The sequence below is a fragment of the Streptomyces sp. NPDC046977 genome (genome assembly GCF_040644455.1).
Taxonomy (GTDB): domain Bacteria; phylum Actinomycetota; class Actinomycetes; order Streptomycetales; family Streptomycetaceae; genus Actinacidiphila.
Window position 1 is genome coordinate 16,942 of record NZ_JBEYWO010000041.1, and the last position, 23,126, is coordinate 40,067.

The 23,126-nt window shown below is 71.0% G+C and carries 22 protein-coding genes, 6 pseudogenes and 1 riboswitch; of the genes and pseudogenes, 13 read left to right on the forward strand and 15 right to left on the reverse strand.

Features of this window, described 5'->3' with window-relative positions:
* Window positions 1–46: 46 nt before the first annotated feature.
* The 3 genes from ABZ883_RS38275 to ABZ883_RS38285 all read right to left on the reverse strand — a co-directional run bounded on the left by ABZ883_RS38275 (window position 47) and on the right by ABZ883_RS38285 (window position 2,818).
* Window positions 47–619, reverse strand: a complete 573-nt coding sequence (locus ABZ883_RS38275; RefSeq protein WP_360915177.1) for a GNAT family N-acetyltransferase — start codon at window positions 617–619, stop codon at window positions 47–49.
* Entirely contained in the window at window positions 616–1,644 is a 1,029-nt protein-coding gene (tsaD, locus tag ABZ883_RS38280) for a tRNA (adenosine(37)-N6)-threonylcarbamoyltransferase complex transferase subunit TsaD (RefSeq protein WP_360915180.1), read from the reverse strand. The genes ABZ883_RS38275 and tsaD overlap by 4 nt, the downstream gene beginning before the upstream one ends.
* Before the next feature lie 133 nt (window positions 1,645–1,777).
* Window positions 1,778–2,818 (reverse strand): HoxN/HupN/NixA family nickel/cobalt transporter, encoded by a 1,041-nt coding sequence (locus ABZ883_RS38285; RefSeq protein WP_360915291.1) that lies wholly within the window; start codon window positions 2,816–2,818, stop codon window positions 1,778–1,780.
* A gap of 340 nt (window positions 2,819–3,158) precedes the next feature.
* Here ABZ883_RS38285 and ABZ883_RS38290 point away from each other — a divergent pair, with 340 nt between their 5' ends.
* Window positions 3,159–3,644, forward strand: a complete 486-nt coding sequence (locus ABZ883_RS38290) for a transcriptional repressor (RefSeq protein WP_360915183.1) — start codon at window positions 3,159–3,161, stop codon at window positions 3,642–3,644.
* 80 nt (window positions 3,645–3,724) lie between these two features.
* Window positions 3,725–4,342: a superoxide dismutase gene (locus ABZ883_RS38295; protein WP_360915186.1), complete on the forward strand. Its 618-nt coding sequence runs from the start codon at window positions 3,725–3,727 to the stop codon at window positions 4,340–4,342.
* Window positions 4,343–4,366: 24 nt separating this feature from the next.
* Here ABZ883_RS38295 and ABZ883_RS38300 read toward each other — a convergent pair whose 3' ends face one another.
* Window positions 4,367–4,534, reverse strand: a complete 168-nt coding sequence (locus ABZ883_RS38300; RefSeq protein WP_360915189.1) for a hypothetical protein — start codon at window positions 4,532–4,534, stop codon at window positions 4,367–4,369.
* A 416-nt stretch (window positions 4,535–4,950) separates the two neighbouring features.
* Between ABZ883_RS38300 and ABZ883_RS38305 the strand changes: the two genes are divergently transcribed.
* The 6 genes from ABZ883_RS38305 to ABZ883_RS38330 all read left to right on the forward strand — a co-directional run bounded on the left by ABZ883_RS38305 (window position 4,951) and on the right by ABZ883_RS38330 (window position 10,879).
* On the forward strand, window positions 4,951–6,408 hold the full coding sequence (locus ABZ883_RS38305; protein WP_360915192.1) for a PepSY-associated TM helix domain-containing protein: 1,458 nt from the start codon (window positions 4,951–4,953) through the stop codon (window positions 6,406–6,408).
* On the forward strand, window positions 6,405–7,058 hold the full coding sequence (locus ABZ883_RS38310; RefSeq protein WP_360915194.1) for a DUF5134 domain-containing protein: 654 nt from the start codon (window positions 6,405–6,407) through the stop codon (window positions 7,056–7,058). The genes ABZ883_RS38305 and ABZ883_RS38310 overlap by 4 nt, the downstream gene beginning before the upstream one ends.
* Window positions 7,059–7,220: 162 nt before the next feature.
* Window positions 7,221–7,547 (forward strand): hypothetical protein, encoded by a 327-nt coding sequence (locus ABZ883_RS38315; protein ID WP_360915197.1) that lies wholly within the window; start codon window positions 7,221–7,223, stop codon window positions 7,545–7,547.
* A 289-nt stretch (window positions 7,548–7,836) separates the two neighbouring features.
* Window positions 7,837–8,100: a hypothetical protein gene (locus tag ABZ883_RS38320; RefSeq protein ID WP_360915200.1), complete on the forward strand. Its 264-nt coding sequence runs from the start codon at window positions 7,837–7,839 to the stop codon at window positions 8,098–8,100.
* Complete coding sequence (locus ABZ883_RS38325; RefSeq protein ID WP_360915203.1) at window positions 8,097–10,370, forward strand: cation-translocating P-type ATPase; 2,274 nt, start codon at window positions 8,097–8,099, stop codon at window positions 10,368–10,370. The genes ABZ883_RS38320 and ABZ883_RS38325 overlap by 4 nt, the downstream gene beginning before the upstream one ends.
* Before the next feature lie 14 nt (window positions 10,371–10,384).
* On the forward strand, window positions 10,385–10,879 hold the full coding sequence (locus ABZ883_RS38330; RefSeq protein WP_360915206.1) for a copper chaperone PCu(A)C: 495 nt from the start codon (window positions 10,385–10,387) through the stop codon (window positions 10,877–10,879).
* Window positions 10,880–10,903: 24 nt separating this feature from the next.
* Here the strand turns inward: ABZ883_RS38330 and ABZ883_RS38335 are convergent, their stop codons facing one another.
* From ABZ883_RS38335 to ABZ883_RS38345, 3 genes are all read right to left on the reverse strand, one after another.
* Window positions 10,904–11,122, reverse strand: coding sequence for a hypothetical protein (locus tag ABZ883_RS38335; RefSeq protein ID WP_360915209.1), 219 nt, complete (start codon window positions 11,120–11,122; stop codon window positions 10,904–10,906).
* A 224-nt stretch (window positions 11,123–11,346) separates the two neighbouring features.
* The gene (locus tag ABZ883_RS38340; protein WP_360915212.1) at window positions 11,347–11,946 is read right to left on the reverse strand and encodes a sigma-70 family RNA polymerase sigma factor; all 600 of its coding nucleotides are present in this window, start codon (window positions 11,944–11,946) and stop codon (window positions 11,347–11,349) included.
* A 114-nt stretch (window positions 11,947–12,060) separates the two neighbouring features.
* Window positions 12,061–12,696: a hypothetical protein gene (locus tag ABZ883_RS38345; RefSeq protein ID WP_360915215.1), complete on the reverse strand. Its 636-nt coding sequence runs from the start codon at window positions 12,694–12,696 to the stop codon at window positions 12,061–12,063.
* Between the two features lie 185 nt (window positions 12,697–12,881).
* On the opposite strand from ABZ883_RS38345, the gene ABZ883_RS38350 reads away from it, so the two are divergent.
* Window positions 12,882–13,097, forward strand: coding sequence for a heavy metal-associated domain-containing protein (locus ABZ883_RS38350; protein ID WP_360915218.1), 216 nt, complete (start codon window positions 12,882–12,884; stop codon window positions 13,095–13,097).
* 116 nt (window positions 13,098–13,213) lie between these two features.
* Here ABZ883_RS38350 and ABZ883_RS38355 read toward each other — a convergent pair whose 3' ends face one another.
* A complete protein-coding gene (locus ABZ883_RS38355; RefSeq protein WP_360915222.1) occupies window positions 13,214–13,591 on the reverse strand; it encodes a metalloregulator ArsR/SmtB family transcription factor in 378 nt (125 codons plus the stop codon).
* Between the two features lie 96 nt (window positions 13,592–13,687).
* Window positions 13,688–13,890, forward strand: a riboswitch (cobalamin riboswitch).
* A 27-nt stretch (window positions 13,891–13,917) separates the two neighbouring features.
* Between ABZ883_RS38355 and ABZ883_RS38360 the strand changes: the two genes are divergently transcribed.
* Window positions 13,918–15,018: a HoxN/HupN/NixA family nickel/cobalt transporter gene (locus tag ABZ883_RS38360; RefSeq protein WP_360915225.1), complete on the forward strand. Its 1,101-nt coding sequence runs from the start codon at window positions 13,918–13,920 to the stop codon at window positions 15,016–15,018.
* Window positions 15,019–15,145: 127 nt separating this feature from the next.
* Here ABZ883_RS38360 and ABZ883_RS38365 read toward each other — a convergent pair.
* Window positions 15,146–15,706 (reverse strand): annotated as a pseudogene (locus tag ABZ883_RS38365) (PepSY domain-containing protein); the annotation flags it as partial.
* Window positions 15,707–16,041: 335 nt separating this feature from the next.
* On the opposite strand from ABZ883_RS38365, the pseudogene ABZ883_RS38370 reads away from it, so the two are divergent.
* Both ABZ883_RS38370 and ABZ883_RS38375 read left to right on the forward strand, forming a co-directional pair.
* Window positions 16,042–17,057: pseudogene (locus ABZ883_RS38370) on the forward strand (energy-coupling factor ABC transporter permease).
* A gap of 51 nt (window positions 17,058–17,108) precedes the next feature.
* Window positions 17,109–17,213 (forward strand): annotated as a pseudogene (locus tag ABZ883_RS38375) (cobalt ECF transporter T component CbiQ); the annotation flags it as partial.
* A 25-nt stretch (window positions 17,214–17,238) separates the two neighbouring features.
* Here the strand turns inward: ABZ883_RS38375 and ABZ883_RS38380 are convergent.
* Together ABZ883_RS38380 and ABZ883_RS38385 are read right to left on the reverse strand one after the other, a co-directional pair.
* On the reverse strand, window positions 17,239–17,529 hold the full coding sequence (locus ABZ883_RS38380; protein ID WP_360915228.1) for a hypothetical protein: 291 nt from the start codon (window positions 17,527–17,529) through the stop codon (window positions 17,239–17,241).
* Between the two features lie 5 nt (window positions 17,530–17,534).
* Entirely contained in the window at window positions 17,535–18,056 is a 522-nt protein-coding gene (locus ABZ883_RS38385; RefSeq protein ID WP_360915298.1) for a hypothetical protein, read from the reverse strand.
* Window positions 18,057–18,075: 19 nt separating this feature from the next.
* On the opposite strand from ABZ883_RS38385, the pseudogene ABZ883_RS38390 reads away from it, so the two are divergent.
* Window positions 18,076–18,601: pseudogene (locus ABZ883_RS38390) on the forward strand (ATP-binding cassette domain-containing protein); the annotation flags it as partial.
* A gap of 113 nt (window positions 18,602–18,714) precedes the next feature.
* Here ABZ883_RS38390 and ABZ883_RS38395 read toward each other — a convergent pair.
* The 4 genes and pseudogenes from ABZ883_RS38395 to phoU all read right to left on the reverse strand — a co-directional run bounded on the left by ABZ883_RS38395 (window position 18,715) and on the right by phoU (window position 22,941).
* Window positions 18,715–20,201 (reverse strand): annotated as a pseudogene (locus ABZ883_RS38395) (PepSY domain-containing protein).
* A gap of 187 nt (window positions 20,202–20,388) precedes the next feature.
* Entirely contained in the window at window positions 20,389–20,652 is a 264-nt protein-coding gene (locus ABZ883_RS38400) for a hypothetical protein (protein WP_360915231.1), read from the reverse strand.
* A 1,338-nt stretch (window positions 20,653–21,990) separates the two neighbouring features.
* Window positions 21,991–22,158 (reverse strand): hydrophobic protein, encoded by a 168-nt coding sequence (locus ABZ883_RS38405; RefSeq protein WP_360915234.1) that lies wholly within the window; start codon window positions 22,156–22,158, stop codon window positions 21,991–21,993.
* A 122-nt stretch (window positions 22,159–22,280) separates the two neighbouring features.
* A pseudogene (phoU, locus tag ABZ883_RS38410) lies at window positions 22,281–22,941 on the reverse strand (phosphate signaling complex protein PhoU).
* Window positions 22,942–23,126 lie beyond the last annotated feature (185 nt).

Below are 23,126 nucleotides of genomic sequence, written 5' to 3' on the forward strand. Positions count from 1 at the left end.
GCGGTGCGCAAGGCGAGCTCCGGGGCGGGGAACGGGTTCGGGGAATTCACAGGGGCCGCGCGGCGGCAGCGCGGTCGGGATGGCGCGGGCCGAGGAGGACGGTGATCCCGGTGCTGTCGTCGGCCGGGTGGGTGGCCTGGGTCCAGCCACGGCGGCGATAGAAGCGCAGGGCCTGGGTGGCCTGGACGGAGGTGAGGAGCCATGCCCGATTGCCCGGGGCACCTGAGGTGACGGCGTCCAGCAGGCCCGTCGCGACGCCGGTGCCCTGCGCGGTGGGCCGGACGGCCAACTCGTCGACCTCGCGGGCACCGCACAGCCAGGCGTCCGTGCGGCCGGGGCCGAGGGCGGCTTGGACCAGGCCGTAACAGCGGCCCGAGGGGAACGGGGCGGGAGTCGTCCAGGCCGTGGCGAAGCCGAGGACTTCCCTGCCGTCATGAGCGAGTGCGGCGGTGAAGCCCGGCCGCGCGATGTCCCGGGCGAGGCGGTCGAGGAAGCCGTCCGCCTCCTCCTCGCCCTCGTTCCACGGCGGTGAGGAGAACGCCTCCCGGTAGGCGGTACGCAGCGCCGGCGCGTGACCCAGGAGCTCGTCGGCGGAGACCACGCGGACGTTGGTGCTCATGCTGCGGGGGCCAGGATGGCACGTTCGAGCGGCGCGGAGGGGTCGATCGACACGTCCAGTGGTGCGGGCCGGGCGCCAGCACGGACCAGGAGGTCGCCGACGGCGGCGATCATGGCGCCGTTGTCGGTGCACAGGCGCAGTGGCGGTACGCGCAGCCGGATTCCGGCGGCCGCGCACCGTTCCTCGGCCAGCGCCCGTACCCGGGAGTTGGCGGCGACGCCGCCGACCACGACCAGGTCGCGCACGCCGTGCTCGCGGCAGGCCGCCAGTGCCTTGCGGGTCAGGACGTCGGCGATGGCTTCCTGGAGCGAGGCCGCGGCGTCCGGGACGTGGCCGCCGGGGTGGTGTTCGGCCCAGCGGGCGGCCGCGGTCTTCAGTCCGGAGAAGGAGAAGGCGTACGGGTCGTCGCGCGGCCCGGTCATCGGGCGGGGGAAGGGAATGGCGCGGGGGTCGCCGTCGCGGGCGGCGCGGTCGATGGCGGGTCCGCCGGGGTAGGGCAGGCCGAGTACGCGGGCTGCCTTGTCGAAGCACTCGCCCGCGGCGTCGTCGAGCGTGTCACCCAGATGGATGATCGGGTCCCGGGCCAGGTCGCGGACGAGGAGCAGCGAGGTGTGGCCGCCGGAGACGATCAGCACCACGCACGGGTTGGGCAGCGGGCCGTGTTCCAGGGTGTCGGCCGCGACGTGTCCGGCCAGGTGGTGCACGCCGTAGAGCGGCACGCCAAGGCTGTACGCATAGCTCTTCGCGGCCGCCACGCCGACGTGCAGTGCCCCCGACAGTCCCGGGCCGGTGGTCACGGCGACGGCGCTGACGTCGCGCAGGCCGAGCCCCGCGTCGGACAGGGCGGCACGCACCACCGGGCCAACGGCGTGGACATGGGCGCGGGCGGCGATCTCGGGCACGACACCGCCGAAGCGGGCGTGCTCGTCCATGCTCGACGCCACGGCGTGGCCGAGCAGTCGGCCGTTCTCCACCAGCCCCGCACCGGTCTCGTCGCAGGACGACTCGATGCCCAGGACCACCATGTTCGCCTCCCGGAACCCCTTATTGCGTAGTTATTGCAATTGCATAGTAAGGGCATCTGTGGGCACGCGAACGCCCCGGACCGGTCGGCGTGGTTCAGGGGCGTTCGGAGCGGGTGGAACCCGAGGCGGTGGCTCAGTCGGCGGGCTGGTCCGCCGGGCGCAGGTTCGCCGTCCACTTCTCCTCGATGCGGCCGAACTTCCACACCAGCAGGGCCACGAGCCAGGTGGCGAAGAAGAGCCCGACGATGACGAACCCGATGATGTTGAGGTCGAGGCCGGAGACCCAGTCCCAGAACGCGCCGTGCAGGCCCGCCTTGTCGGCGATCAGGCCCAGCAGTTCGACGGTGCCGATGATGAGCGCGACGGCGACCGACAGGCCCGTGATGGTGAGGTTGTAGTAGACCTTCCGGACCGGCTTGGAGAAGGCCCACTCGTAGGCGAAGTTCATGAACGAGCCGTCGATGGTGTCCAGCAGCGACATGCCGGCCGCGAACAGCACGGGCAGGCACAGGATCGCGTACCACGGCAGTCCGGAGGCGGCGCCGGAACCGGCGAGGACGAGCAGGGCGATCTCGGTGGCGGTGTCGAAGCCGAGTCCGAAGAGCAGGCCGAGCGGGTACATCTGCCAGGGCTTGGTGATGGACTTCATCACACGGCCCAGGATCCGGTTCATGAAGCCGCGATTGTTCAGCTGCTCCTCCAGGGCGGCCTCGTCGAAGTGGCCGGACCGCATCTGCCGGAACACCTTCCAGATACCGGCGAGGATCAGCAGGTTGATGAAGGCGATGACGTAGAGGAACGTGCCGGAGACCGTCGTGCCAATCCAGCCGGTGACGTTGTGCAGCTGCGAGTCGTCGTTCTCCACGGGGTTGGCCAGCGCCTTGACGCCCAGCGACAGCAGGAAGGCCAGCCCGAAGACGATCGAGGAGTGCCCCAGGGAGAACCAGAAGCCGACGGACAGCGGCCGCTGACCCTCTCCCATCAGTTTGCGGGTGGTGTTGTCGATCGCGGCGATGTGGTCCGCGTCGAAGGCGTGCCGCATGCCCAGGGTGTAGGCGGTCACGCCGATGCCGACCCCGAAGCTCTTCGCGCCGAGGCTGTAGTGCTCCGGCGCGACGATCGCCACGAGCGTGAACCAGCCGATCACGTGCAGGCCGACGACGAAGGCCGCCATGCCTCCGACGCTGGCCCACTCCCGCGGACTGAGCACGTGCCGGACGCGGTGGATCAGAGACGGGGTTCCCGGCTCGGCGGGCGGCGGAGCGGTGGACATGGGGGCCTCTTTCTGGACATGCCTGATGACATGCCAAATTAGGCGCGAGCGAAAATTACCTGCAACCTCTTTGCAGTTAACAGTGGATGCTCATAGGGCAATGAAGTGGTCAAGGGGGCAGGCCGGCATGAAGCCGACGGCAGCTACCAAGGAGGCCTGGAACGCGAACCGCCCCAGCGGACGCGAGGCCGACACGTTACGAGCGTGCGGCCTGCGCTGCACCCGGCCCCGGCTGAGCCTCTTGGCCCTGCTGCGCGACCACCACGGCCACCTGACCGCGAACCAGATCCGGCGCCGCCTCGCTGATCAAGGGGTGAGCGTCAACATCACGACGGTCTACCGGACCCTGGAAGTCCTCACCGAGCGGGGCGTGGTGAGCATGACACACGGCCCTTCCACGACCGTCTACTGCCTCACCCGCGACCCGCACCACCACGCCGTCTGCAGCGGCTGCGGATCGGTCACCAGGATGGGCGCCGAGCGGCTGGCGGCCGCGGTGCGCGCGGCCGAGAAGGCCACCGGCTTCCGGCTCGACGCGGAGGACGGTCTCTTGCTGCGCGGCATGTGCCCCGAATGCTGTCAGGGCGAGGTCGGCCGGGACCGGCAGGTTGCCGGTTGGAAAGACGATCACCCCGCAGGAAGGGCCGCACCCGGGACCGCGGGCGCGACGACTCCGAAGGCTGACGGGCCGACCCCGCCTGAAGGACATGCTGATGCACTTGGTTAGCTGTTGCAAGTTCTTCGCAACAGTGAGCGTAAGGTGACAGTGCTTCAACCGATCACATCGCTTGAAAGGGGCTGTGCCTGATGGGCACGTACTCGCTTCCGGACATGCCGTACGACTACGCCGCGCTCGAGCCGGCGATCACCGGACAGATCCTGGAGCTCCACCACGCCAAGCACCACGCCGCCTACGTCAAGGGCGCCAACGACACCTTGGAGCAGATCGCCGAGGCCCGCGACAAGGACGCCATCACCCCCACCGGCCTGGTCGGACTGGAGAAGACCTTCGCCTTCAACCTCTCCGGCCACGTCCTGCACTCGATCTTCTGGCAGAACCTCTCCCCGGACGGCGGCGACCGCCCCGACGGCGCCCTGGCCGACGCCATCGACGAGCACCTCGGCGGCTTCGAGGCCTTCAAGAAGCAGCTCACCGTCGCCACCGCCTCCGTCCAGGGCTCCGGATGGGGCGTCCTGGCATGGGAACCCCTCGGCAAGCGCCTGATCGTCGAGCAGGTCTACGACCACCACGGCAACGTCGGCCAGGGCGCCACCCCGCTCCTGGTCTTCGACGCCTGGGAGCACGCCTACTACCTGCAGTACAAGAACGTCCGCCCCGACTACGTCACCAAGCTCTGGGACCTCGTCAACTGGAACGACGTCACCGCACGCTTCACCGCCGCGAAGGCCGCCTCAGGCGCCTGACGGCTACCGCACATCCGGCCCAGCTCACATGTTGAGCGCGGCCGGATGTGCTTGCCGCCCCATGCGTCCTTCCCGATCCGGCCCGCCATCTCGCGGCAGGCTCCCGCCGGCCCCCGGCTGACCCTTCGCGAACTGATCGCCGAGCCACCGGGCGCGACGGGCAAGGAAGGCATCGCCGAGCTGGTCGGCCACCTCGCCACCACCGGCCTCACCCAGGACCTGTTGGGACGACGCCTTCACGAGGCCAGCGGCGGCCTACTCCAGCGCGCTCGCCCACGCCCTTGTACTCGGCCCCCGGTTGGCTGACCTGCGACGACATGACTGCGACGCGGGACGCTTCCGGCTGTCGGTGTCGTGGTCCTCGGCCACGTCCTCACGTCGGTTCCCCCGTGCTCTGACCGGCGCAGTCCATGGCCGGGAGCCGGCCGCGAGCGGTCCCGGTGCTCGCGCGCGGTCGGCTCCGCCCCCGATCGGGTTCCCCGCATCCCTGCCCCGTTGCAGTGGCACTGTTCACACCGAAGCTGCGGGAACTCCCATGCCCACGGCCCCGACTCTTCCTGCGGACCGGCGAATCGCGGTCCACGCCGTCCCCGGGAAGAGAGACAGCCATGTCCGCAAGCCGAACATCGCCAGCCGCGCCAGAGGGCCCGGACACGCAGCCCGAGGGTGTTGATCGGCCCGCAGCGAAGGACACGCCGTCCTCGGCCGGGGACGCCGCGCCGAGCGGTGCGGGCACCTGGAGCAACATGCGCCCCATGCTGCTGCGCCTGCACTTCTACGCAGGCGTCCTGATAGGTCCGTTCCTCCTGATCGCCGCGGTGACCGGACTTGCCTACACGACCACGCCACAACTGGAGTCCGCCCTCTACAAGCACGAGCTCAAGGTCACTCCACGGGGCGACGCGGACTCTCTCGCCAGTCAGGTGGCCGCCGCCCAGCAGGCGGTCCCTGACGGCACCCTGGTGTCGGTGAGCACGGGACCGGGCGCCGGAGACAGCACCCGCGTCGTCTTCAGCAAGCCTGGGCTGCCCGCCGACTATTCGTTCACCGCGTTCGTCGACCCGTACGACCACAAGGTGCTGGGAACGCTCAGGACCTACGGCCAGTGGCTTCCCGTCCGCGCGTGGCTCGACAGCCTGCACCGCACCCTGCACCTGGGTGAGTTCGGCCGCAACTACAGTGAACTCGCGGCGAGCTGGTTGTGGGTAGAGGTGCTCGGCGGGCTCGCGCTGTGGATCGGCGCCCCGCGTACCCGGCAGCGGCTCCGGCGGATCGTGCTTCCTCAAGGTGGAGCCGCCGGTCGGCGCCGCACGATGTCCTGGCACGGGGCGGTCGGGCTGTGGGCGTCGGTGGGTCTGCTCGGCTTGTCGGCGACCGGTCTGACGTGGTCCGCACACGCCGGCGCCAGCATCGGAGAAATCCAGGACGCGCTCGGTGGCAGCAGCCCGTCGATCAGCAAGACCCTTCCCTCCCGTGAGGACGGCGGTGCGGGCGGCAGAACGACAGGGGACGTCGGCATCGACGCGGTGGCCGCCGCGGCGCACGACGCCGGGTTGCGCGGCGTGGTCGTCATCACCCCGCCGACTGAGGCCGGATCGGCGTACGTGGTGAAGGAGAACACCCGTTCCTGGCCCGAGCGGCAGGATTCGGTGGCCGTCGACCCCGCGACGGGCAAGGTGACGGCCACACTGAAGTTCGCCGACTACCCGATCCTCGCCAAGCTGACTCGTTGGGGCATCGACGCGCACATGGGCCTGTTGTTCGGCCTGTTCAACCAGATCGCCCTGGCCTTGCTGGCCCTCGCGCTGATCGGGATGGTCCTGTGGGGCTACCGGATGTGGTGGCTGCGCAGGCCCACGAGAACCGAGGGCTTCGCGCTCGGACGGCCGCCCGCACGCGGCGCGTGGCGTCGGGTCCCGGGCCGGGTCATGGCGCCCGCTGTGGTGGTGACCGCCGTCATCGGCTACTACGTGCCGTTCTTCGGCGTACCGCTGCTGCTGTTCCTCGTCGTCGACCTGGCAGTCGGTGCCGTGCGCCGGCGCCGTGCCGCCCAGGTGCCCGCATGATCGCCGCGAGCGGACTGCGCTGGCTCCTCAGCGCGATGTTCGCCCTGCCGACGCTCTACAGCCTCTGGTTGATGGTCGCCCCCGTCACTTCCTTGAACGAACGCGTGAGCCACGTGCTGCACAGCGCGATGGGCGTGGCCATGATCGCGATGGTCTGGCCGTGGGGCATGGACCTGTCGAGCGGGCCACAGGTCGTCCTTTTCACGGCGGGTGCGCTGTGGTTTGCCGGAGCCGCGCTGATCCGCGTCGCCCCGGGCGCCCGCGCCGGTGCGCTGGTCGTGGCGCTTCCCCATGTCGTGATGATGGGGGCGATGGCGTGGATGGTGCGGGCGATGGGCTCGTCCCATCAGTCCGCGGGTCACGCGGGCGGCGTGCACGACATGGCGGGGATGCACATGTCGGGCGGGTCCGCGACCGTCACGATGAGCCTCGTTGGCGGCGGGCCGAGGCTGACCGCGGGGGTGCTGGCCGTCGTGCTGCTGGCGATCGCGATGCGTTGGCTCGCCGGTGCCTTCGACCGAGGTCGTGTCGTCGCGTCGGCCGGCTCCGGGGCGGGCGACGGCATCGGCAACGGCAACGGTGCTCTCGACCTCGCGTGCCACGCGGCCATGGCCCTCGGCATGGCCGTGATGTTCGTACTGCTGGTCTGAACCGGCCCCGGTCAACCCCAGAGGCGAGGACGGGTGTTCTTCGGGGCGCCCGTCCCCCTGCCGCCGCGGCGGATTCCGGCTTCATGGGGAGGGGAAGGAACACCCGTGCATGGCCACGGGCGGGGGCACCAGCGGGCGGCAGGGCGAGGGGCGCGGGTCACGATGAGCAGTGTCAAAAGGACGCGCAGGGACGGGGCCCACTTCGCCGCACCGTGGGACGAGCCAGAACGGGACCGCTCTCCGCGGCTGTTCGGGCTCCCGCCGTGGGCCTGGTCCCGGCGGGACAGCGGCGGCTCCTGGCCGCTCTCCCTCGCCACGCTTGCGGTCGTCGCCGCAGGCTGCGCATGGCTCGGGGCCGCCGTGGGACACACCGTGGGCGCCCTGGTCGGCGCCGTCGCCGGGACGGTCTGCGCGGGACTGCTCCACCTGCTGGTGGACTCCGCCGTGTCCGGAAAGCCCAGGCGCCGCCGCCTGAGGCCTCCCTCGTAGGTGCGCCCTCGGGCGCAGGCCGCCGAGGGCAGGTCTGGCGCCACTTCACCAGGTGGTCGGATCGCGGCTGCCCCCGGTTCCCGGGAAGCGGCAAGAGAATCCTCACGTGCGTCAAGGTCGCGTGGAACGCCGTGCCGGCACCACGTGCGTGGCAGCATGAGCGCACCGGACCACGAGGGTGCCTTCCCGACGTGGCCCGCCCCCGTTCGTCCGCCGGCCGCATGTGTCGCCACGTAGCCCGTCCCCCGCGCGGGCCGCGGCCGGCGGGCCTCCACGGTCAGGAGCAGCGATGGCAGACGATTCATTGACGCACGTCCCTCCGGGCGGCCACGCCGCCTGGCGCCGTTTCCTGCCACCACCGGTCCTCGTGGGCTTCGTGGTGCTTCTGGCGCTGCTGTTCTGCGCGGCCTACACGGCCGGCTCGACCGTGGGCCCGGTTGCCCCGGGCATGCACCGGGGCGGCACCGGCTCGGGCGACGGCCCGGTCCCGCCCACCGGCGGCATGGGTGATATGGGCGGCATGGGTGACATGCAGTCGGGCGGTGCCGGATGACATCGGCCACGACGACGACCACCGACCTCATCGTCGGCGGCATGACCTGCGCGGCCTGCGTCTCCCGTGTGGAGAAACGGCTCGCCAAGTTGGAGGGAGTGACCGCCACGGTCAACCTCGCCACCGGCCGGGCTCGCGTGAGCCACCCCGCAGAGGTGAGCACCGGCGACCTTCTCGCGGCCGTCGAACGTGCCGGGTACAGCGCCGAACTCCCCGCACCGCCGTCGGCGGACAGCGAGGACGGCCACGACGAGGACGACGCGGACACGGCTCGCGCGGAACGCCATCGCCTGATCGTCGTGGCGCTGCTGTCGCTGCCCGTGCTGGTGCTGTCGATGATTCCGGCTCTGCAGTTCCGCAACTGGCAATGGCTGTGTTTCGTTCTGGCGGCGCCTGTCGCCACCTGGGGCGCCTGGCCGTTCCACCGCCGGGCGCTGCGTGGGATGCGGCATGCGGCCGCGACGATGGACAGCCTGGTGTCCCTCGGTGTCACGGCGTCCTTCGCCTGGTCCAGTTACGCCCTCTTCGCCGGCGGCGCCGGCGTGCCGGGCATGCGGATGCCCTTCAGTCTCCTGCCCTCGGCCGGCGGCGGCGGTCCGGCGCATGTCTATCTCGAAGCGGCGGTCGGGGTCCCGCTGTTCGTCCTGGCCGGCCGCCTGCTGGAGACGCGGGCCCGGCAGGGCACCGGATCGGCCCTGCGGGCCCTGGCCCAACTCGCCGCAAAGGACGTCTCCGTCCGCGCGAACGGGACGGAGACCCGCATCCCCATCGAGCAACTGCGTGTGGGACAGGTCTTCCTGGTGCGGCCCGGAGAACGCGCGGCCACCGACGGTGTGGTCGCCGAGGGGGGGTCCGCGCTGGACCTGTCGCTGGTCACCGGGGAGAGCGAACCCGTCGAGGTCTCGCCCGGGTCCGCCGTCGTGGGCGGCGCGGTCAACGCCGGCGGCCTGCTCCTGGTGCGCGCGACCGCCGTCGGCGCCGACACCCAGCTCGCCCGTATCACCCGGCTGGTCACCGAGGCGCAGGCGGAGAAGGCGAGCGTGCAACGACTGGCCGACACCATCGCCGGTGTCTTCGTCCCGGCGGTACTCGCGGTCGCCGTCGTCGTGCTCGGTTTCTGGCTGGGCGCCGACGCCGATCCGCAGGCCGCGGTCACCGCGGCGGTCGCCGTGCTCGTCGTCGCCTGCCCCTGCGCCCTGGGTCTGGCCACTCCGACCGCCCTGCTCGCGGCGACCGGTCGCGGCGCGCAGCTCGGCGTCCTGGTGAGCGGTCCCCGGGCGCTGGAGGCCATGCGGGCCCTGGACATCGTCGTCCTGGACAAGACCGGCACCCTCACCAGTGGCCACATGAGCGTCACCGAGGTGACCGCCCTGCCCGGAGGTATCGGACGTGAAGCCGTCCTGCGCCTGGCCGGAGCGGTGGAGCAGGGCTCGGAACACCCGCTGGGCCGTGCCGTTGTCGCCCACGCCCGCCGCGCGGTTCCCGAGCGGCCGCTGCCTGAGCCGCACGGGTTCGCCGCCGCCGCGGGGCACGGCGTCGCGGGACACGTCGAGGGCCACCGGGTCGAGGTGTGCGCCCCCGCCGACGACCTGCCCGGACGGCTGGCCGAGGCGGTGTCCGCGGCCGAGGCGGCCGCCCACACCCCGGTGGCCGTCCGTGTCGACGGAACCTGGGAAGCCGTCATCGCCCTCGGCGACCCTCTCCGTCCCGGCAGTTACCGTGCCGTGGAGCACCTGCGCCGGCTCGGCCTGCATCCGGTGCTCGCCACCGGCGACCGCGATGCCACGGCCCGCGCTGTCGCGGGACACTTGGGCATCACCGAGGTGCATGCCCGCCTCACCCCGCAGGGCAAGGCGGACTTGGTACGTCACCTGCGCGAACAGGGGCACCGCGTCGCCGTGGTCGGCGACGGCGTCAATGACGCGGCCGCGCTGGCCGCGGCGGACCTCGGCATCGCGATGGGCAGCGGCACCGACGTCGCCATTGGCGCCGCCGACATCACCCTTGTGCGCGAGGACGTCCAGGCCGTCGCCGACGCTGTCCGCCTGGCGCGCCGCACCCTGGCCACCATCCGCGCCAACCTCGCCTGGGCGTTCGGCTACAACCTCGTCACCGTCCCGTTGGCGGCGACCGCCTGGCTCAACCCGATGGTGGCCGCCGCCGCGATGTCGGCGAGTTCGCTGCTGGTGGTCGGCAACAGCCTGCGGCTGCGCGCCTGGCAGCCGGTTCCTGTCAAGCGTCCCGGACGAGCGAAGGGCGGCCCCCGATGAGCGTGCTCACATCCGTGTCCGCAGGGAATGCGCGCCGGCTGCTCGCGGCGGCCCGGGGCGCCCTCGCACCCGTCGCGGCAGGTCTCGTCGCGCTGTTCGCCCTCATGGCCTGGGCGGGCAGCGGAGCCGCAGGGACGCCTCCCCGCCTGCAGGTGACGGACGCCCGCATGCTGCTGCCGTTCAGTGAGGACGGCGTGACCGTCGCGGTGTTCACGGTCCGCAACAGCGGTAACTCCGACGACCAGTTGATCTCGGTGTCCTCGCCCGACGCCGTCCGGACGGCTGTCACCGCGACGGCACCACGAGGCCAGGGCGCCGCCGCCATGGCGCCGGCCGGCGTGCAGACGGTGCCGGCCCGCGGCACCCTGACCATGTCCCCCTACGGAACGGACGTGATGGTCCAGCTCCGCACCGCGGTCCGTCTCGGGGACCGTATCCGGTTCGAGCTGCGTTTCCGACACAGCGACCCGGTGGAGACGTACGCGGTGGTCGTCAGGCCCGGCGGCTGACCGAACCCGTCCGATGCGTCCGGGTCAGGCGGTTGCCAAACCGTCCAGCTTCCCCGCCTTGGCCTCCTCGATCAGCGAGCCGAACTGGTCGGCGCTCATCTGCACCCGCTGACCGAAGTCGTCGGTCAGCACGATCCGCTGCTCGGCCGGGGCGGCGGGGTCGACGAACAACTGCGGGCAGCCGCAGTTGCAGTTGCCGCAGAATGTCGCCACCGGTTCCAGTGCTCCGAAATCCGTTGCCATCTCGCGAATCCTTTCCCCGCGCTCCGGCAGCCGCTGAGGAGAGCGGGCCGCCCCTGGTGCCATGGAGGTACCCGGCCCTTCCGGTCAGGAACCGAACACCTGGACACCGGAAGGAGCGCCGGTGGCGCGCACACAAGAGCGCGTGTGCCCCCGCCGCTTCTGGTTCCAGCAGACGCCGGGAACCAGAAGCGGCCGTGGTACGACCTCCTAAGGGGACTCGTCGGTCATCCCAAGCACGCCAGCTGGGCCGTCATGTCCAGGCGGGCTCTCGCCACCCGGGAACGGACCGTGCCGACGGGACAGCCGGCCGCCGACGCGGCGTCGGCGTAGGGCAGCCCGAGCAGCTGGGTGAGGACGAAGGCTTCGCGGCGAGCCCCGTCCAGCCGGTCGAGCAGGTCGAGCAGGGCGATCCCTTCCTCGAAGCCGGGCAGGTTTCGGGGCTGTCTGCGTTCGGCCGCCGCCTGCCAGTCGCGGGCATAGGCGATCCGCGGGCGCGCTGCCGCCATGCGGATGCGGTCGACCACCACGTGACGGGCGATCGACAACAGCCAGGTGCGGGCACTGGACCGTCCCTCGTACCGAGGAAGGCCGGTCAGCGCACGCAAATAGGTCTCCTGGGCGAGATCATCGGCATTGTGCGCCTCACCGCTCAGGCGTGCCACGAACCGCACCACGTCCTGACGGGTGGCGCGGACGAACCGCTCGACCGCATCCGGGTCTCCGTCACGGGCAGCCAACGCCCACAACGTGACCTGGTCGCGCGCGGATTCGCCGTCGGGCGGCGGCGGGGAGCCGTGCGCCGACGGAGCAAGGGCATGGGTCATCGCAAGAGGTCCTTCACACAGATGGTGAGCGGTGCTTAGACACCGCGGGGTCACGCCCCGGCGTGCGGGAACGCCAGGGCTCCGCCCGTCAGCACCTGGTGAGGAGACGGGCGGTCAGCAACAGCTCGGTGACCGTGGAGGCCCTCTGCGGGAGACGGCGTACCGCAACGGCGCCCAGTGCAGCGGCGGTACGAACGCGAGGAATGACGCCGAACGTGAGGGAAGCGGCTTCGCGGTGACCGCGTATGCGCGTGCCGCGCGACGTAGCGGCGCGAAGACGAACGCGGCCAGGGACCGGCCGAGCCGGAAGAGGGCGGCCTCGCCGCGCCACAGCCACACGCCGCACAGCAGGGCTGCACACGCGTGCGCCAGCGTCATCCCGCCAGGCCATCTGCCCCCGGACGACGCCGCCATGGACGCCATGCCGATGGCCGGGTGGTGGGCGGCGGGACCTCCCGTGACGCCGATGACGGCCGGGGCGTCGGCGAAGTGCTGCGCGAAACCGAACCACAGGTGCAGCGCCCCCTGTGTGGCCATGGTGGACACGGTCACCGTGACGGGCCCGCGTTCCTTGCGGCCGGCCAGCCACCACGCACTCGCGGTGGTCGCGGCAAGCGCGTAGCCCACCGCCCACCCAGGGATGGCCTCGGACATCAGAGCGTGGCCGAGACCCGTCACCGTGACGCACACCGCGGCGAAGACCGCGGCGCGCGCGAGGCGGAAGGCAGGGCCGCTCATCATGGCAGCCATCGTGTCATCCCTCCCTCGTGTGAGGGAGGGAAGGGCGTTCACCGGCTGACGCTCTCGGCGCCGTGATATTTGCGCGTGGGCCGTATGGGGCCGGGGCGCGAGGCCCCGATCCGTCCGTGGTGAACACTTTTGGCCGGTGGTGCGTATGAGGAGGGAACGAGCGACACCGATCGGGAGAGAGCCTCATGACCGAGAAGCGTTATGCCGTCACCGGGATGAGTTGCGAGCACTGCGTCCAAAGCATCACTCAAGAGGTGTCGAAGGTGCCGGGCGTGGGCGAGGTCGTCGTCGACCTTGCCGCACACGCCGTGACCGTCAAGGGACCAGCCGTTGACGACGCGGCAGTGCAGGCGGCCATCACCGAGGCAGGCTTCGGCGTCACTGACTCCCGAGCCGCCTGACGCCCGCGACACGGCCTACCAGGTCTCCATGGCGACCTGCTGGGGACACCTGGCAGGTCGCCCGACCTCGGCAGCACGGCCCGATCCCCCTTACCGAACCCCTGGCGCTCCGGACGTCATGCGTCCGCCACCACGTGTCCCTGAGGTGCCGCGCAGTGCCGCAGCAGCTGTGCGGTCATGTCGTCCACGATGCGGTAGCGGACGATCCGGCCCTGTCTGTCACCGCTGACGACGCCGGCGGCCCGCAGCAGCCGCAGCGCCTGGGAGACCGCCGTGTCCGTCATGCCCGTGGCCACCGCCAGGTCGGTGACCGCTATCGGCCCCGCGGTTCGGAGAGCCAGCAGCAGGGCGAGGCGGCCCGGATCGGCGAGCAGCGAGAAGCGATCCGCCCAGGCGCGCACATGCTCAGGTTCTCCGATGCCGGCGACAGCGTCGCAGACACGGTGGTCGTCGATGGTTCGGTGGCCCGCCCGCTCGGCGGGAACAAGGTGCACGGGCGCCATCCTGGCAGCCCGGGATGTGATCTTGAATACCTGTGCGTCTGTGCACCTGTGCACCTGTGCAGCCTTGCAGGCGGAGTGCCCACGCTCCTAGGGTGATGGCGCCGTGGTGCTCGGGAAGACCGGTGACAGCCGATACAAGGCTCAGTCCGGAGCGGCCCTCGCCACTGTGATCGGGTAGTTCCCGCCCCCTTCCGCCTCGGCGGTGCCACTGGTCCTCACAGGCCGGGAAGGCAGGGGCGGGCGCGCTTCGCCCGTAAGCCAGGAGACCGGCCGCGGCATCTCACGAGTTGATCCACGAGGTGCTGGAGCGTGACCGCATGACCCTGCCCCCATCCGTCCCGACCGCCGGCCCGTTCCACTGGCGGCGCGAGGACACGCTCCGCACCGCGGCCCTGATGGCCGTGATCGCCGCGCTGCACGTCGTCGCCTTCGGTGTCCTGTTCCTGCTGGTGATACCGAACGACTACCGGGTCGGTTCCCAGGCTTTCGGCCTCGGCCTCGGTATCACCGCCTACACCCTGGGAATGCGGCACGCCTTCGACGCCGACCACATCGCCGCCATCGACAACACCACGCGCAAGCTCATGGCGGACGGCAAACGCCCGGTGTCGGTGGGCTTCTGGTTCGCCCTGGGGCACTCCAGCGTCGTGGTGGCCTTGGCGGCGCTCGTCGCCGGCGGCGCCCGCCTGGCAGGCACCCTGGCGGACGAGGACTCCGGAACGCACCAGGCCCTGGGCGTGGTCGGAACCACCGTCTCCGGCACGTTCCTCTACCTCATCGCCGTGCTGAACCTCGTCGCCCTGCTGGGCATACTGCGGGTCTTCAAGAAGATGCGCACGGGTTTCTTCGACGAACGGGAGCTCGAAACCCACCTGGAATCGAGGGGGTTCATGAATCGCGTCCTCGGCAGGCTCACCCGCTCCATCACGCGTCCCGGGCAGATGTACCCACTCGGCTTCCTCTTCGGGCTCGGGTTCGACACCGCCACCGAGGTCGCGCTGATGGTGATGGCGGGCAGCGGGGCCGCCGCCGGTCTGCCCTGGTACGCGATCCTGTGCCTGCCGCTGCTGTTCGCCGCCGGGATGAGCCTGTTCGACACCCTCGACGGGACCTTCATGAACTTCGCCTACCAGTGGGCGTTCTCCAACCCCGTGCGCAAGGTCTACTACAACCTCACCATCACCGGTCTGTCCATCGCCGTCGCTTTCGTCATCGGCACCATCGAGCTTGTCGGGGTCCTGCACGACAAGCTCGACATGACGGACGGGGTCACGGGCTGGGTTGCCGGCCTCGATCTCGACAACGTCGGCTACGTGATCGTCGGCCTCTTCGTCGTCGTGTGGGCCATCGCGATCGCGTACTGGCGCGTCGCCAAGGTCGAGGATCGCTGGGCTGCGCGAACCGCGAAGAGCGTCTGACACTCTCCCGGTTGTCGATGACGGGGCACGAGACCGAGCCCCGCCCTCCGGCGAGCAACTGCCTCCGGTCCGGCACAGTCGGCGTGCCCGGCCGGAGGCAGTTCCTGTTTGTTCTTCGGGTGCGACGTCAGGCGGCGGGGGGCCGCAGGTAGAGCCCGAACGCTATGTCGTAGAAGAGGAATGCGAGCAGCGTGAGGCCCAGCAGGGGCAGGGCCCAACCGAGCGCGGCGACGGCCGGGACGCCGATGACCAGCACCGGCAGCGGGAGCTGTCGCCACGTCCCACGTGCGGGGGCCTTCCCGAGGGCCGCCGTGCGGTCGCCACGCGTGGGGCGGCGCTGCCACCACATGCGGTAGCCCCACACGATGACGGAGATCAGGCCGACCGCGACCAGCGCCAGCAGGATCTGGTTGACGATGCCGAACCGCAGGCCCATGTGGCCCTGGACGCCGAGTTTGCTGAGCTTGGCCGTCAGTGGGTAGTCGGCCCAGCGGCTCTCCGAGGTGACCTCGCCCTGGGCCGCGTCGACGGCGACCTGGTCGTAGTGGACCGGCCACAGGTCGTCGTCCTGCGCCACGGTCCACGCGCTCGTGGCATCGGCAGGCGGGGTCAACTCCACCCGGCCACCGAGCCCGGCGTCCCGGGCTACCCCGAGGACCACGTCGAAGTCGGCCGGGTCCGCACTCGCCACCACGCCGGGCCGGGTGCTCGCCATCGTCGAACCAGAGATCGTCCGCGCCTTCGCGGCACGGGCCCTGAGCGCGCCCGAGCGTCCTCCTGACAGATCGACGTGCCCCCGCTGACAGCGACGGCATTCAGCGGTGGTCCGGACGCTGGAACCTGCGGGCGGGGCGCCCGCAGGGCTGATCGCGAACCGGAAAGCGCAGATGAAGCCGGGATGAAGAGCGAACGGACACACGCGGGAGATGCGCTCCAGCACCATGCAGGCTCTTGCAAATATGTCGCAATAAGACTCTATGATTGAGCGTTCGACTTCCTATGTGACCCCGGAGCGGAGCTCCCATGCATGTACCCGACGGATTCATCGACGCCCCGGTGTCGGTGGCGACCGGAGCCGTCGCTGCCGCAGCCGTAGCGGTGAGCCTGCGCGGCGCGCGACGCGAACTGGACGAGCGCACCGCGCCGCTGGCCGGACTCGTCTCGGCGTTCATCTTCGCCGTCCAGATGCTCAACTTCCCCGTGGCAGCCGGCACCAGCGGCCATCTCCTCGGCGGCGCGCTAGCGGCGATACTCGTCGGCCCCTATACAGGGGTGTTGTGCGTCTCCGTCGTCCTGCTCATCCAGGGCGTGCTCTTCGCCGACGGCGGACTCACCGCGCTCGGCGTGAACATCACCGACATGGCGATCGTGACGGTCGTCGTCGCCTACGCCGTCTTCCGCGGCCTGGTGAAGGTGCTGCCGCGCACACGCGGGGCGGTGACGGGCGCGGCCTTCGTGGCCGCCCTGCTCTCCGTACCGGCGGCCTCCGTCGCCTTCACCGCGATCTACGCGCTCGGCGGCACGACCGACGTCCCCCTCGGCAAGGTCTTCACCGCCATGGTCGGGGTGCACGTACTCATCGGCATCGGCGAGGCGTTCATCACCGCCGCCACCGTCGGTGCCGTGCTCGCCGTCCGTCCCGATCTCGTCCACGGCGCCCGTGACCTGCGCCGTCCGCTGGAGCTGAAGGAGGCGACCGTCTGATGGCGGCCGTAACACCCACCCCCAGGCACGGCGGCGTGCGGCCGCTGTGGATCGCCGGGCTGATCGCGGCCCTGGTGCTCGCCGGATTCGTGAGCTACTACGCGTCGTCCAGCCCCGACGGACTGGAGAAGGTCGCCGCCGACCACGGCATCGACAAGAAGGTAGAGGACCACGCCGCCAAGGACTCCCCGCTGGCGGACTACCAGACCAAGGACGTCGGCAACGCCCGGCTGTCCGGCGGCCTCGCCGGGATCCTCGGCGTCGGCGCCACCCTCGCCCTCGGCAGCGGCGTCTTCTGGGTCGTCCGCCGCCGGCCGCGCACGGACGAGGCCTGAGCGACGGGCGCGGGGCACGCACACCGGCTTCACCGACACGGGCACTCGCCGGTGCACGTGCTGCCCCCGCAGTGCAAGATCGCCGCGGTCTTCTGCTTCGTCCTGGTCGTCGTGTCCACACCGCGCTCCGCGGTGTGGACCTTCGGCCTGTACGCCGGTGCGAAACACCGCCCTTGAAGACCTACGCCTCAGCCGCGTGGTCAGGGCGGGGCCCGAAGGCTCTGGTGCATCGCGGGTGGGAGATGGGGCAGGCGGCGGCCTCCTCGACCGTCCGTACGGTGCCGGTGGCCTTGTCGGCGTCCTTGTGGCTGGTCCAGCCGCATCCGGCGCCGTCGAAGACCACCATCCACCGCACGCCTGCTTCCCGGGCTCGGTGGAGTGTGCCCGCGTTGTAGGCCACCGCGCTCTTGGCGAGCGTCGCCGCCTCCGCCCAGGCCTGCATCGGCATCCGCGCCCCGTTGCGATAGATCACCGTCGTTAGCTGGTGCTCAGCGGCCAAGCGATCCGCCAGCGCCTTCGCGGCCTACAGGGCGTCGTGTGGCCGGCAGCCAGCACCGGCACCTCCCGACGTGCGGCATCCCGCACAGCTCGGTAGAACGCGCCGGCCATGCGCTGCTCCTCCTGTGAGCGGCACAAGAAGTCGGCGTAGGAGTCCGAGGCCAGCGAGTGCAGGGCCTCGCGGTGGATGAGCGTCCACGAGAAGTGCCCGCCGACCACGCGGGCCGCGGGCCGTGCCCCCTCCTCGTACAGGTGCGGCAGCTGCACGGACACGAACGCCCTCGCTTCGCTGTCCGGGCGCTGCTGGAAGTCGGCCATGGCTGCCTGGAACTGGGCGAGACGGGCGGCGACCTCCTGGGACCGGGCGTTGTCGCCGACCGCTGCGATGACGGCGGCCTGCTCGTCGGCCATGCGCTGCCAGGCGTCCTCCAGCACCGCGGCAACCCTGGCCGCCGCGGTCTCGGCGTCGCCGGGCGTCAGCGGAGGGAACTCGTGGGCCACTACCAGCACTAGGGGTCACTCCGGAACGCTGCTGCTCGACGGTGTGCCCGTGCAGCGCTGGCGCCGCCGGGCCCACGCGCACAGCGCACGGTCATTGGTGTCGTCTTTCAGCAACCCTGGCTGTCCGCCGACCCCAGGTTGACGCTCCGCGACCTGATCGCCGAGCCGCTGCGTGCGACGGGGACGGGGGACGGCGTGACCGAGCGGGTCGACCAACTCGCCTCCACCACCGGCCTCACCAAGGACCTCCTCGGGCGGCGCCCTCACGAGGTCAGCGACGGCCAGCTCCAGCGCGCCTACCTCGCTCGCCCCCTCGTACTCCGCCCCGCTGGCTGATCTGCGACGAGATGACCACAGTGCTGGACGCCTCCACCACGGCCGCGCTGGTCTCCGTAGTCGAGGACTATCGCGCCGCCACCGGCGCGGGCCTGCTCGCTGTGGGCCGCGACGCCGCACTTCTGCAGCGCTGGTGCGACCGGGTGGTGGACTGGGCATCTCTGCGTACCGCGCCCGCTGTCGCCGGCCCTGACGGGCCGAAGAGATAGGGCGCCGCGCACGCGAGCCACCGTCTGGCCTGGACTGCTCACAGGCAGCTACCTCCGGTTCGACGCGGCGCGTGCTCCGAACCGGAAATAGCTGCCTGATCGCCCCGATTCGACTATGCGGTGGGGGTTCGCAGGTAGAGCCCGAACGCTATGTCGTAGAAGAGGAAGGCGATCAGCGTGATGCCCAGCAGGGGCAGGGCCCAGCCGATCGCGGCGACAGCCGGGACGCCGATGATCAGTACCGGCAAGGGGAGTTGTCGCCACGTCCCTCGTGCGGGGGCCTTGCCGAGGGCCGCCGTGCGGTCGTCACGCATCGGGCGCCGTTGCCACCACATGCGGTAGCCCCACACGATGACGGAGATCAGGCCGACCGCGATCAGTGCCAGCAGGATCTGGTTGACGATGCCGAACAGCAGGCCATGTGGCCCTGGACGCCGAGTTTGCTGAGCTTGGCCGGCAGTGGGTAGTCGGCCCAGCGGCTCTCCGAGGTGACCTCGCTCTTGGCGGCGTCGACGGCGACCTGGTCGTAGTGGACCGGCCAGAGGTCGTCGTCCTGGGCGACGGTCCACGCGCTCGTGGCATCAACGGGCGGCGTCAGCTCCACCCGGCCGCCGAGCCCCGCCTCGCGGGCCACCCCGAGGACCGCGTCGAAGGCCGCGGGGTCGGCCGACGCCGCGCCGGAGGCCGTGCCGTGTCCGGCGTGCCCCGCAGGCTCGCCCTCGGCCGCGCTGGCTTCGCCGGGCAGGGAGGTGACCAGCTCGGGTGCGTGCCCCTTGGTCGCGTCCAGCAGTGCTCCGAACCGGGCGCCGGCGTAGTGGGACCAGGTCAGGCCGGTGGCGCTGAGACCGAGCAGGCCGACGGCGAGCCATACGCCGGTGGCAGCGTGCCGGCTGCGGGTACGCCGCACTCCCCGCGCGGAGCGGTCCGGCAGCAGTACGCCGCGCGCCGACCTGGCGCGCTGCCCGCGGGCGCGTCCCAGCCACAGAACAAGCCCCCCGGCGACGATCACCCACAGCCAGCTGGCGGCGGTCTCCGAGTACAAGCGGCCGGTCTCGCCAAGGTGCAGATTGCGGTGCAGGTCGTCCAGCCACGTCGTCAGCGGCGTGGAGCCGTACCACGTGGTCAGCGCCCCCTTGACCTCGGCGGTGTAGGGGTCGACGAACACCGTGCGCTGGTTCTCGCCCAGCTCCGGCAGTGACAGGACCACCCGCGTGGTGTCCTCCGGCCCCGGCGGGGTGATCACCGAGGACAGCGTGCCCTCCGGGTGGGCCTTTCGCGCCGCGGCGATCTGTTCCGCGAGCGGGCGCGGTTCGTCCCCGACCTTCGCCACGCTGAGCTGATCGCCGTAGACGAGCTGGTCGAGCTGGGGCGTGAAGGTGTAGGCCAGCCCCGTCAGCGCGGCCACCAGCAGGAAGGGGGCGGCGAACACACCCGCGTAGAAGTGCAGCCGCACGAGCAGCGCCCGCACCCCCTTCCACGAACGACCGCGCCCTTCAGGCCCGCCCTCCGGGGCGATCGAGGCCACCGCGGGCGTATCAGCCTCCGCGACGGCCACGGCCTCGCGGTCGTCTCTCGGTGTTTGTTCCTGTGTTGATGACATGGGTGCATCCCCAATCGGCGCCCGGCGCGATGGGCGCGGGCGCTCACGAAGTCGACGATTCGGTCCCCCTCAACGGCGGTACGGCCTGGCCCGCCTGCCGCAGCCGGAGCGCAGAAAAGCGCCGGGCGAGCAGTGCATGCGGGCATGCCGCACTGCGCCCGTCATCGCAAAGCAGCGAGACGGGGGGTCAGAAGCACATCGCCGACTGGGGTGGGCCCCGCCGCGTGACGCCGTGCCACAGGGCGGCCTGCTGAGACAGCCGTGCGGGGGCGTGAAAGGACACCGGTGTCGTCGGAGCCGGAGCGCTGACGACGACTTGGACGCGGAAGGCCCAGCAGAAGGGAGCGAAGACGAACGCCGCCAACGAGCGCCCAAGTTGAAAGGCAGCGGCCTCGCCGCGCCACAGCCACAGCTCGCACAGCACCGCCGCCAGGACGTGAGCGGAGAACATGCCAGCGGACCAGCCACTCATCGCAGCACTGCTCATGGGCATCGCTTCCGCGGCGCCCAAGGCTTGATGGCCGACAGTAATCCGGCCGGCGCCCGATGGAGCGGCGACGAAGGCCTGGGCGAGACTGAACCAGCCATGCAGGACAAACTGCGGTGGCGACCATCACCACGGGAGCACCGCGCTCACGGCGACCGGCAAGCCACCACGCTCCGGCGGTCGTTGCGGCGAATGCGTAGCCCACCGCCCAGCCCGGAACCTCCCGCGACATCAGCGCGTGTCCGAGACCTGTCACCACGACACACACGGCCGCAAACACCGCGGCACGCGCGAGCCGGAAGGCGGGCCCGGATGTCATGAGCAGCAATGATGCCATCCATCACCCGGATGGGGGATGGGGCGCACAGAAGCGCCAACGGCGCACCTTTAGTCGTGCTAAGGCCCGGCGTGGGCGAGAGCCATCCGGTCTGATGTGGTGTGTCCATCAGGTTAAATGCTGCCTACACGCCGGGAGCGGCCTGAGCCAGGCGGCCGACTGTACCTAGTAAAAATGATCCTGCGCATGCCAATACGGGAGGTGATCTTGGTGATCGCGGGAAGGGCACTCTGTAAGGCGGACATGGATGCAGGTCAGCCCGACTCGTGCCCGGCCCGGACAGGGTCACGCATCGTCCCGCAGCGCTGGGGCCCCTGCCGATGGGCGGGCGTGGTGCCGTCGTCGAGCTGTCCGTCCTCGGGCGCGCCGTCGTCCGCGAAGCACACTCTTCGCAGGGCCCCCGGGAAGCACGGATCCGGGGCCCGTGCTGCGCGGCAGACCGGCCGCCACCCGTGCGTCGACAGTGCTCAACGACCGGGCGCCGGCAACGGTCGCGTCTCATTGCGCGGTGTAAGGGAGCGAGGTGCGGGTAACTGGTCCAGGCGTGGCGTTGCCGTGCGTCCGTCGCGGTGGTGAATCCCCGGCTCCACGTGGACGCGGCCCCATCCGCTCTTGAGATGGACGGGACCGCGCCCTCATTACGCTTCCCGCCCTGCCGCCAGCGCCGCACCCCTGACACCCCATCGGGGCAGCGCCGTCTCCCTTGGCGGACGAAAGGCGACGAATGTTCTGATTTGGTGCCGTGCGGACGGAGCGGGGCGTCGGTCCGCACGAGTGCGGTGCTGGCGGTGTCCATGGGGGCGGCTCGCCGGGGAGGTTCGCGCTGGTTCCAAGGGCGCGACGCCGGCGAGCCGCCAGGGGTTCGTCTACCCCGACTCGTCGTCGCCGTGCAGTGCAAAGGGCGGGGTTCGCGGCCCTGTCGGCAGCGCGAACCCCGCCCTTGAATGGGGGGTGGTGGGGTCAGGTCACCATCGGTACCACCGGCGGCGGCTGCCGCTCTCGGCGCCCCGGAAGACGAAACCGAGCACCCAGACCACCAGCACGATGATGGCGATCCACCACAGTGCCTTGAGGGCGAACCCGGCGCCGAACAGGACCAGGGCGAGTAGCAGGACAAGCAGCAAAGGAACCATGTCGTCAACCTCCTGACGTTGCGTCTGCCCCGCGATCCGGTCACTACGCACCGGCCGCGCGCCAGTACCCGAACAGGAAGACGAACAGGCCGCTGTGGCCGACCCGTCCGGCGGCGTGGGTGTCAGGGCAGGTTGCCTGACGGGGTCACGGGCGGCGGGGTGAGGGTGTCGGCGTGTTCGCCGGTGACGAGGTAGACGACGCGGTTGGCGACGGCGACGGCGTGGTCGGCGAAGCGTTCGTAGTAGCGGCCGGCCAGGGTGACGTCGACGGCCGTTTCCACGCCGTGCTTCCAGTGGTTGTCGAGCAGGTGCTGAAAGAGGGTGCGGTGCAGGGTGTCCATGCGGTCGTCGTCCTGGTCCATGGCCAGGCTCGGTCGGCGTCCCGGGCCATCAGACGCTGCGCGAGGTCGCCCATCTCCGCGATGGTGTCGTGCAGGTCCTCGGGCACCGCTCGCTGCGGAAAGCGGAGCCTGGCCAGTTTGGCCGGGTGTGCCGCCAGGTCGCCGGAGCGCTCGAGGTCGGCGCTCATGCGCAGCGAGGTGACGACGATCCGCAGGTCGGTGGCGACGGGCTGCTGCCCGGCGAGCAGAGCGATCGCCCGGTCCTCCAGCTCCGCTGCAGGGCATCGACCCGCTCATCTCCTGCGATCACGGCTTCGGCCAGCGATAAGTGGCCGGTCAGCACAGCAGTGGTGGCTCGTCCCATGGCGGATCCGACCTGGTGGGCCATGCCGACCAGGCTCGCACCAATGGCTTCCAGTTCCTCGTGATACGCCTCGCGCAGCGCGTCCCCTCCCGTACCTGCGGTCCGTCGTCTTCCCCCGCGGGCGGTCAGCCTTCCACACGCCCGGGAAACTGGTAGGCGCGCCGCCCCGGGCCGGCCGGGCATCTTCGCTTGCCCGGCGCCCCAGCCGACTACCGCAGTCGAGGCCAGTTCCCCCTCTTTCCGCCCGTCACCGAGAGACGCCG

What these genes read in the sequence shown, in the direction of transcription:
- ABZ883_RS38275 (WP_360915177.1), bottom strand. Translation starts at nt 619, where the DNA reads ATGAGCACCAACGTCCGCGTGGTCTCCGCCGACGAGCTCCTGGGTCAC.
- tsaD (WP_360915180.1), bottom strand. Translation starts at nt 1,644, where the DNA reads ATGGTGGTCCTGGGCATCGAGTCGTCCTGCGACGAGACCGGTGCGGGG.
- ABZ883_RS38285 (WP_360915291.1), bottom strand. Translation starts at nt 2,818, where the DNA reads ATGGCGGCCTTCGTCGTCGGCCTGCACGTGATCGGCTGGTTCACGCTC.
- ABZ883_RS38295 (WP_360915186.1), top strand. Translation starts at nt 3,725, where the DNA reads ATGGGCACGTACTCGCTTCCGGACATGCCGTACGACTACGCCGCGCTC.
- ABZ883_RS38305 (WP_360915192.1), top strand. Translation starts at nt 4,951, where the DNA reads ATGTCCGCAAGCCGAACATCGCCAGCCGCGCCAGAGGGCCCGGACACG.
- ABZ883_RS38310 (WP_360915194.1), top strand. Translation starts at nt 6,405, where the DNA reads ATGATCGCCGCGAGCGGACTGCGCTGGCTCCTCAGCGCGATGTTCGCC.
- ABZ883_RS38315 (WP_360915197.1), top strand. Translation starts at nt 7,221, where the DNA reads ATGAGCAGTGTCAAAAGGACGCGCAGGGACGGGGCCCACTTCGCCGCA.
- ABZ883_RS38320 (WP_360915200.1), top strand. Translation starts at nt 7,837, where the DNA reads ATGGCAGACGATTCATTGACGCACGTCCCTCCGGGCGGCCACGCCGCC.
- ABZ883_RS38325 (WP_360915203.1), top strand. Translation starts at nt 8,097, where the DNA reads ATGACATCGGCCACGACGACGACCACCGACCTCATCGTCGGCGGCATG.
- ABZ883_RS38335 (WP_360915209.1), bottom strand. Translation starts at nt 11,122, where the DNA reads ATGGCAACGGATTTCGGAGCACTGGAACCGGTGGCGACATTCTGCGGC.
- ABZ883_RS38340 (WP_360915212.1), bottom strand. Translation starts at nt 11,946, where the DNA reads ATGACCCATGCCCTTGCTCCGTCGGCGCACGGCTCCCCGCCGCCGCCC.
- ABZ883_RS38345 (WP_360915215.1), bottom strand. Translation starts at nt 12,696, where the DNA reads ATGGCTGCCATGATGAGCGGCCCTGCCTTCCGCCTCGCGCGCGCCGCG.
- ABZ883_RS38350 (WP_360915218.1), top strand. Translation starts at nt 12,882, where the DNA reads ATGACCGAGAAGCGTTATGCCGTCACCGGGATGAGTTGCGAGCACTGC.
- ABZ883_RS38360 (WP_360915225.1), top strand. Translation starts at nt 13,918, where the DNA reads ATGACCCTGCCCCCATCCGTCCCGACCGCCGGCCCGTTCCACTGGCGG.
- ABZ883_RS38400 (WP_360915231.1), bottom strand. Translation starts at nt 20,652, where the DNA reads ATGTTCTCCGCTCACGTCCTGGCGGCGGTGCTGTGCGAGCTGTGGCTG.
- ABZ883_RS38405 (WP_360915234.1), bottom strand. Translation starts at nt 22,158, where the DNA reads ATGGTTCCTTTGCTGCTTGTCCTGCTACTCGCCCTGGTCCTGTTCGGC.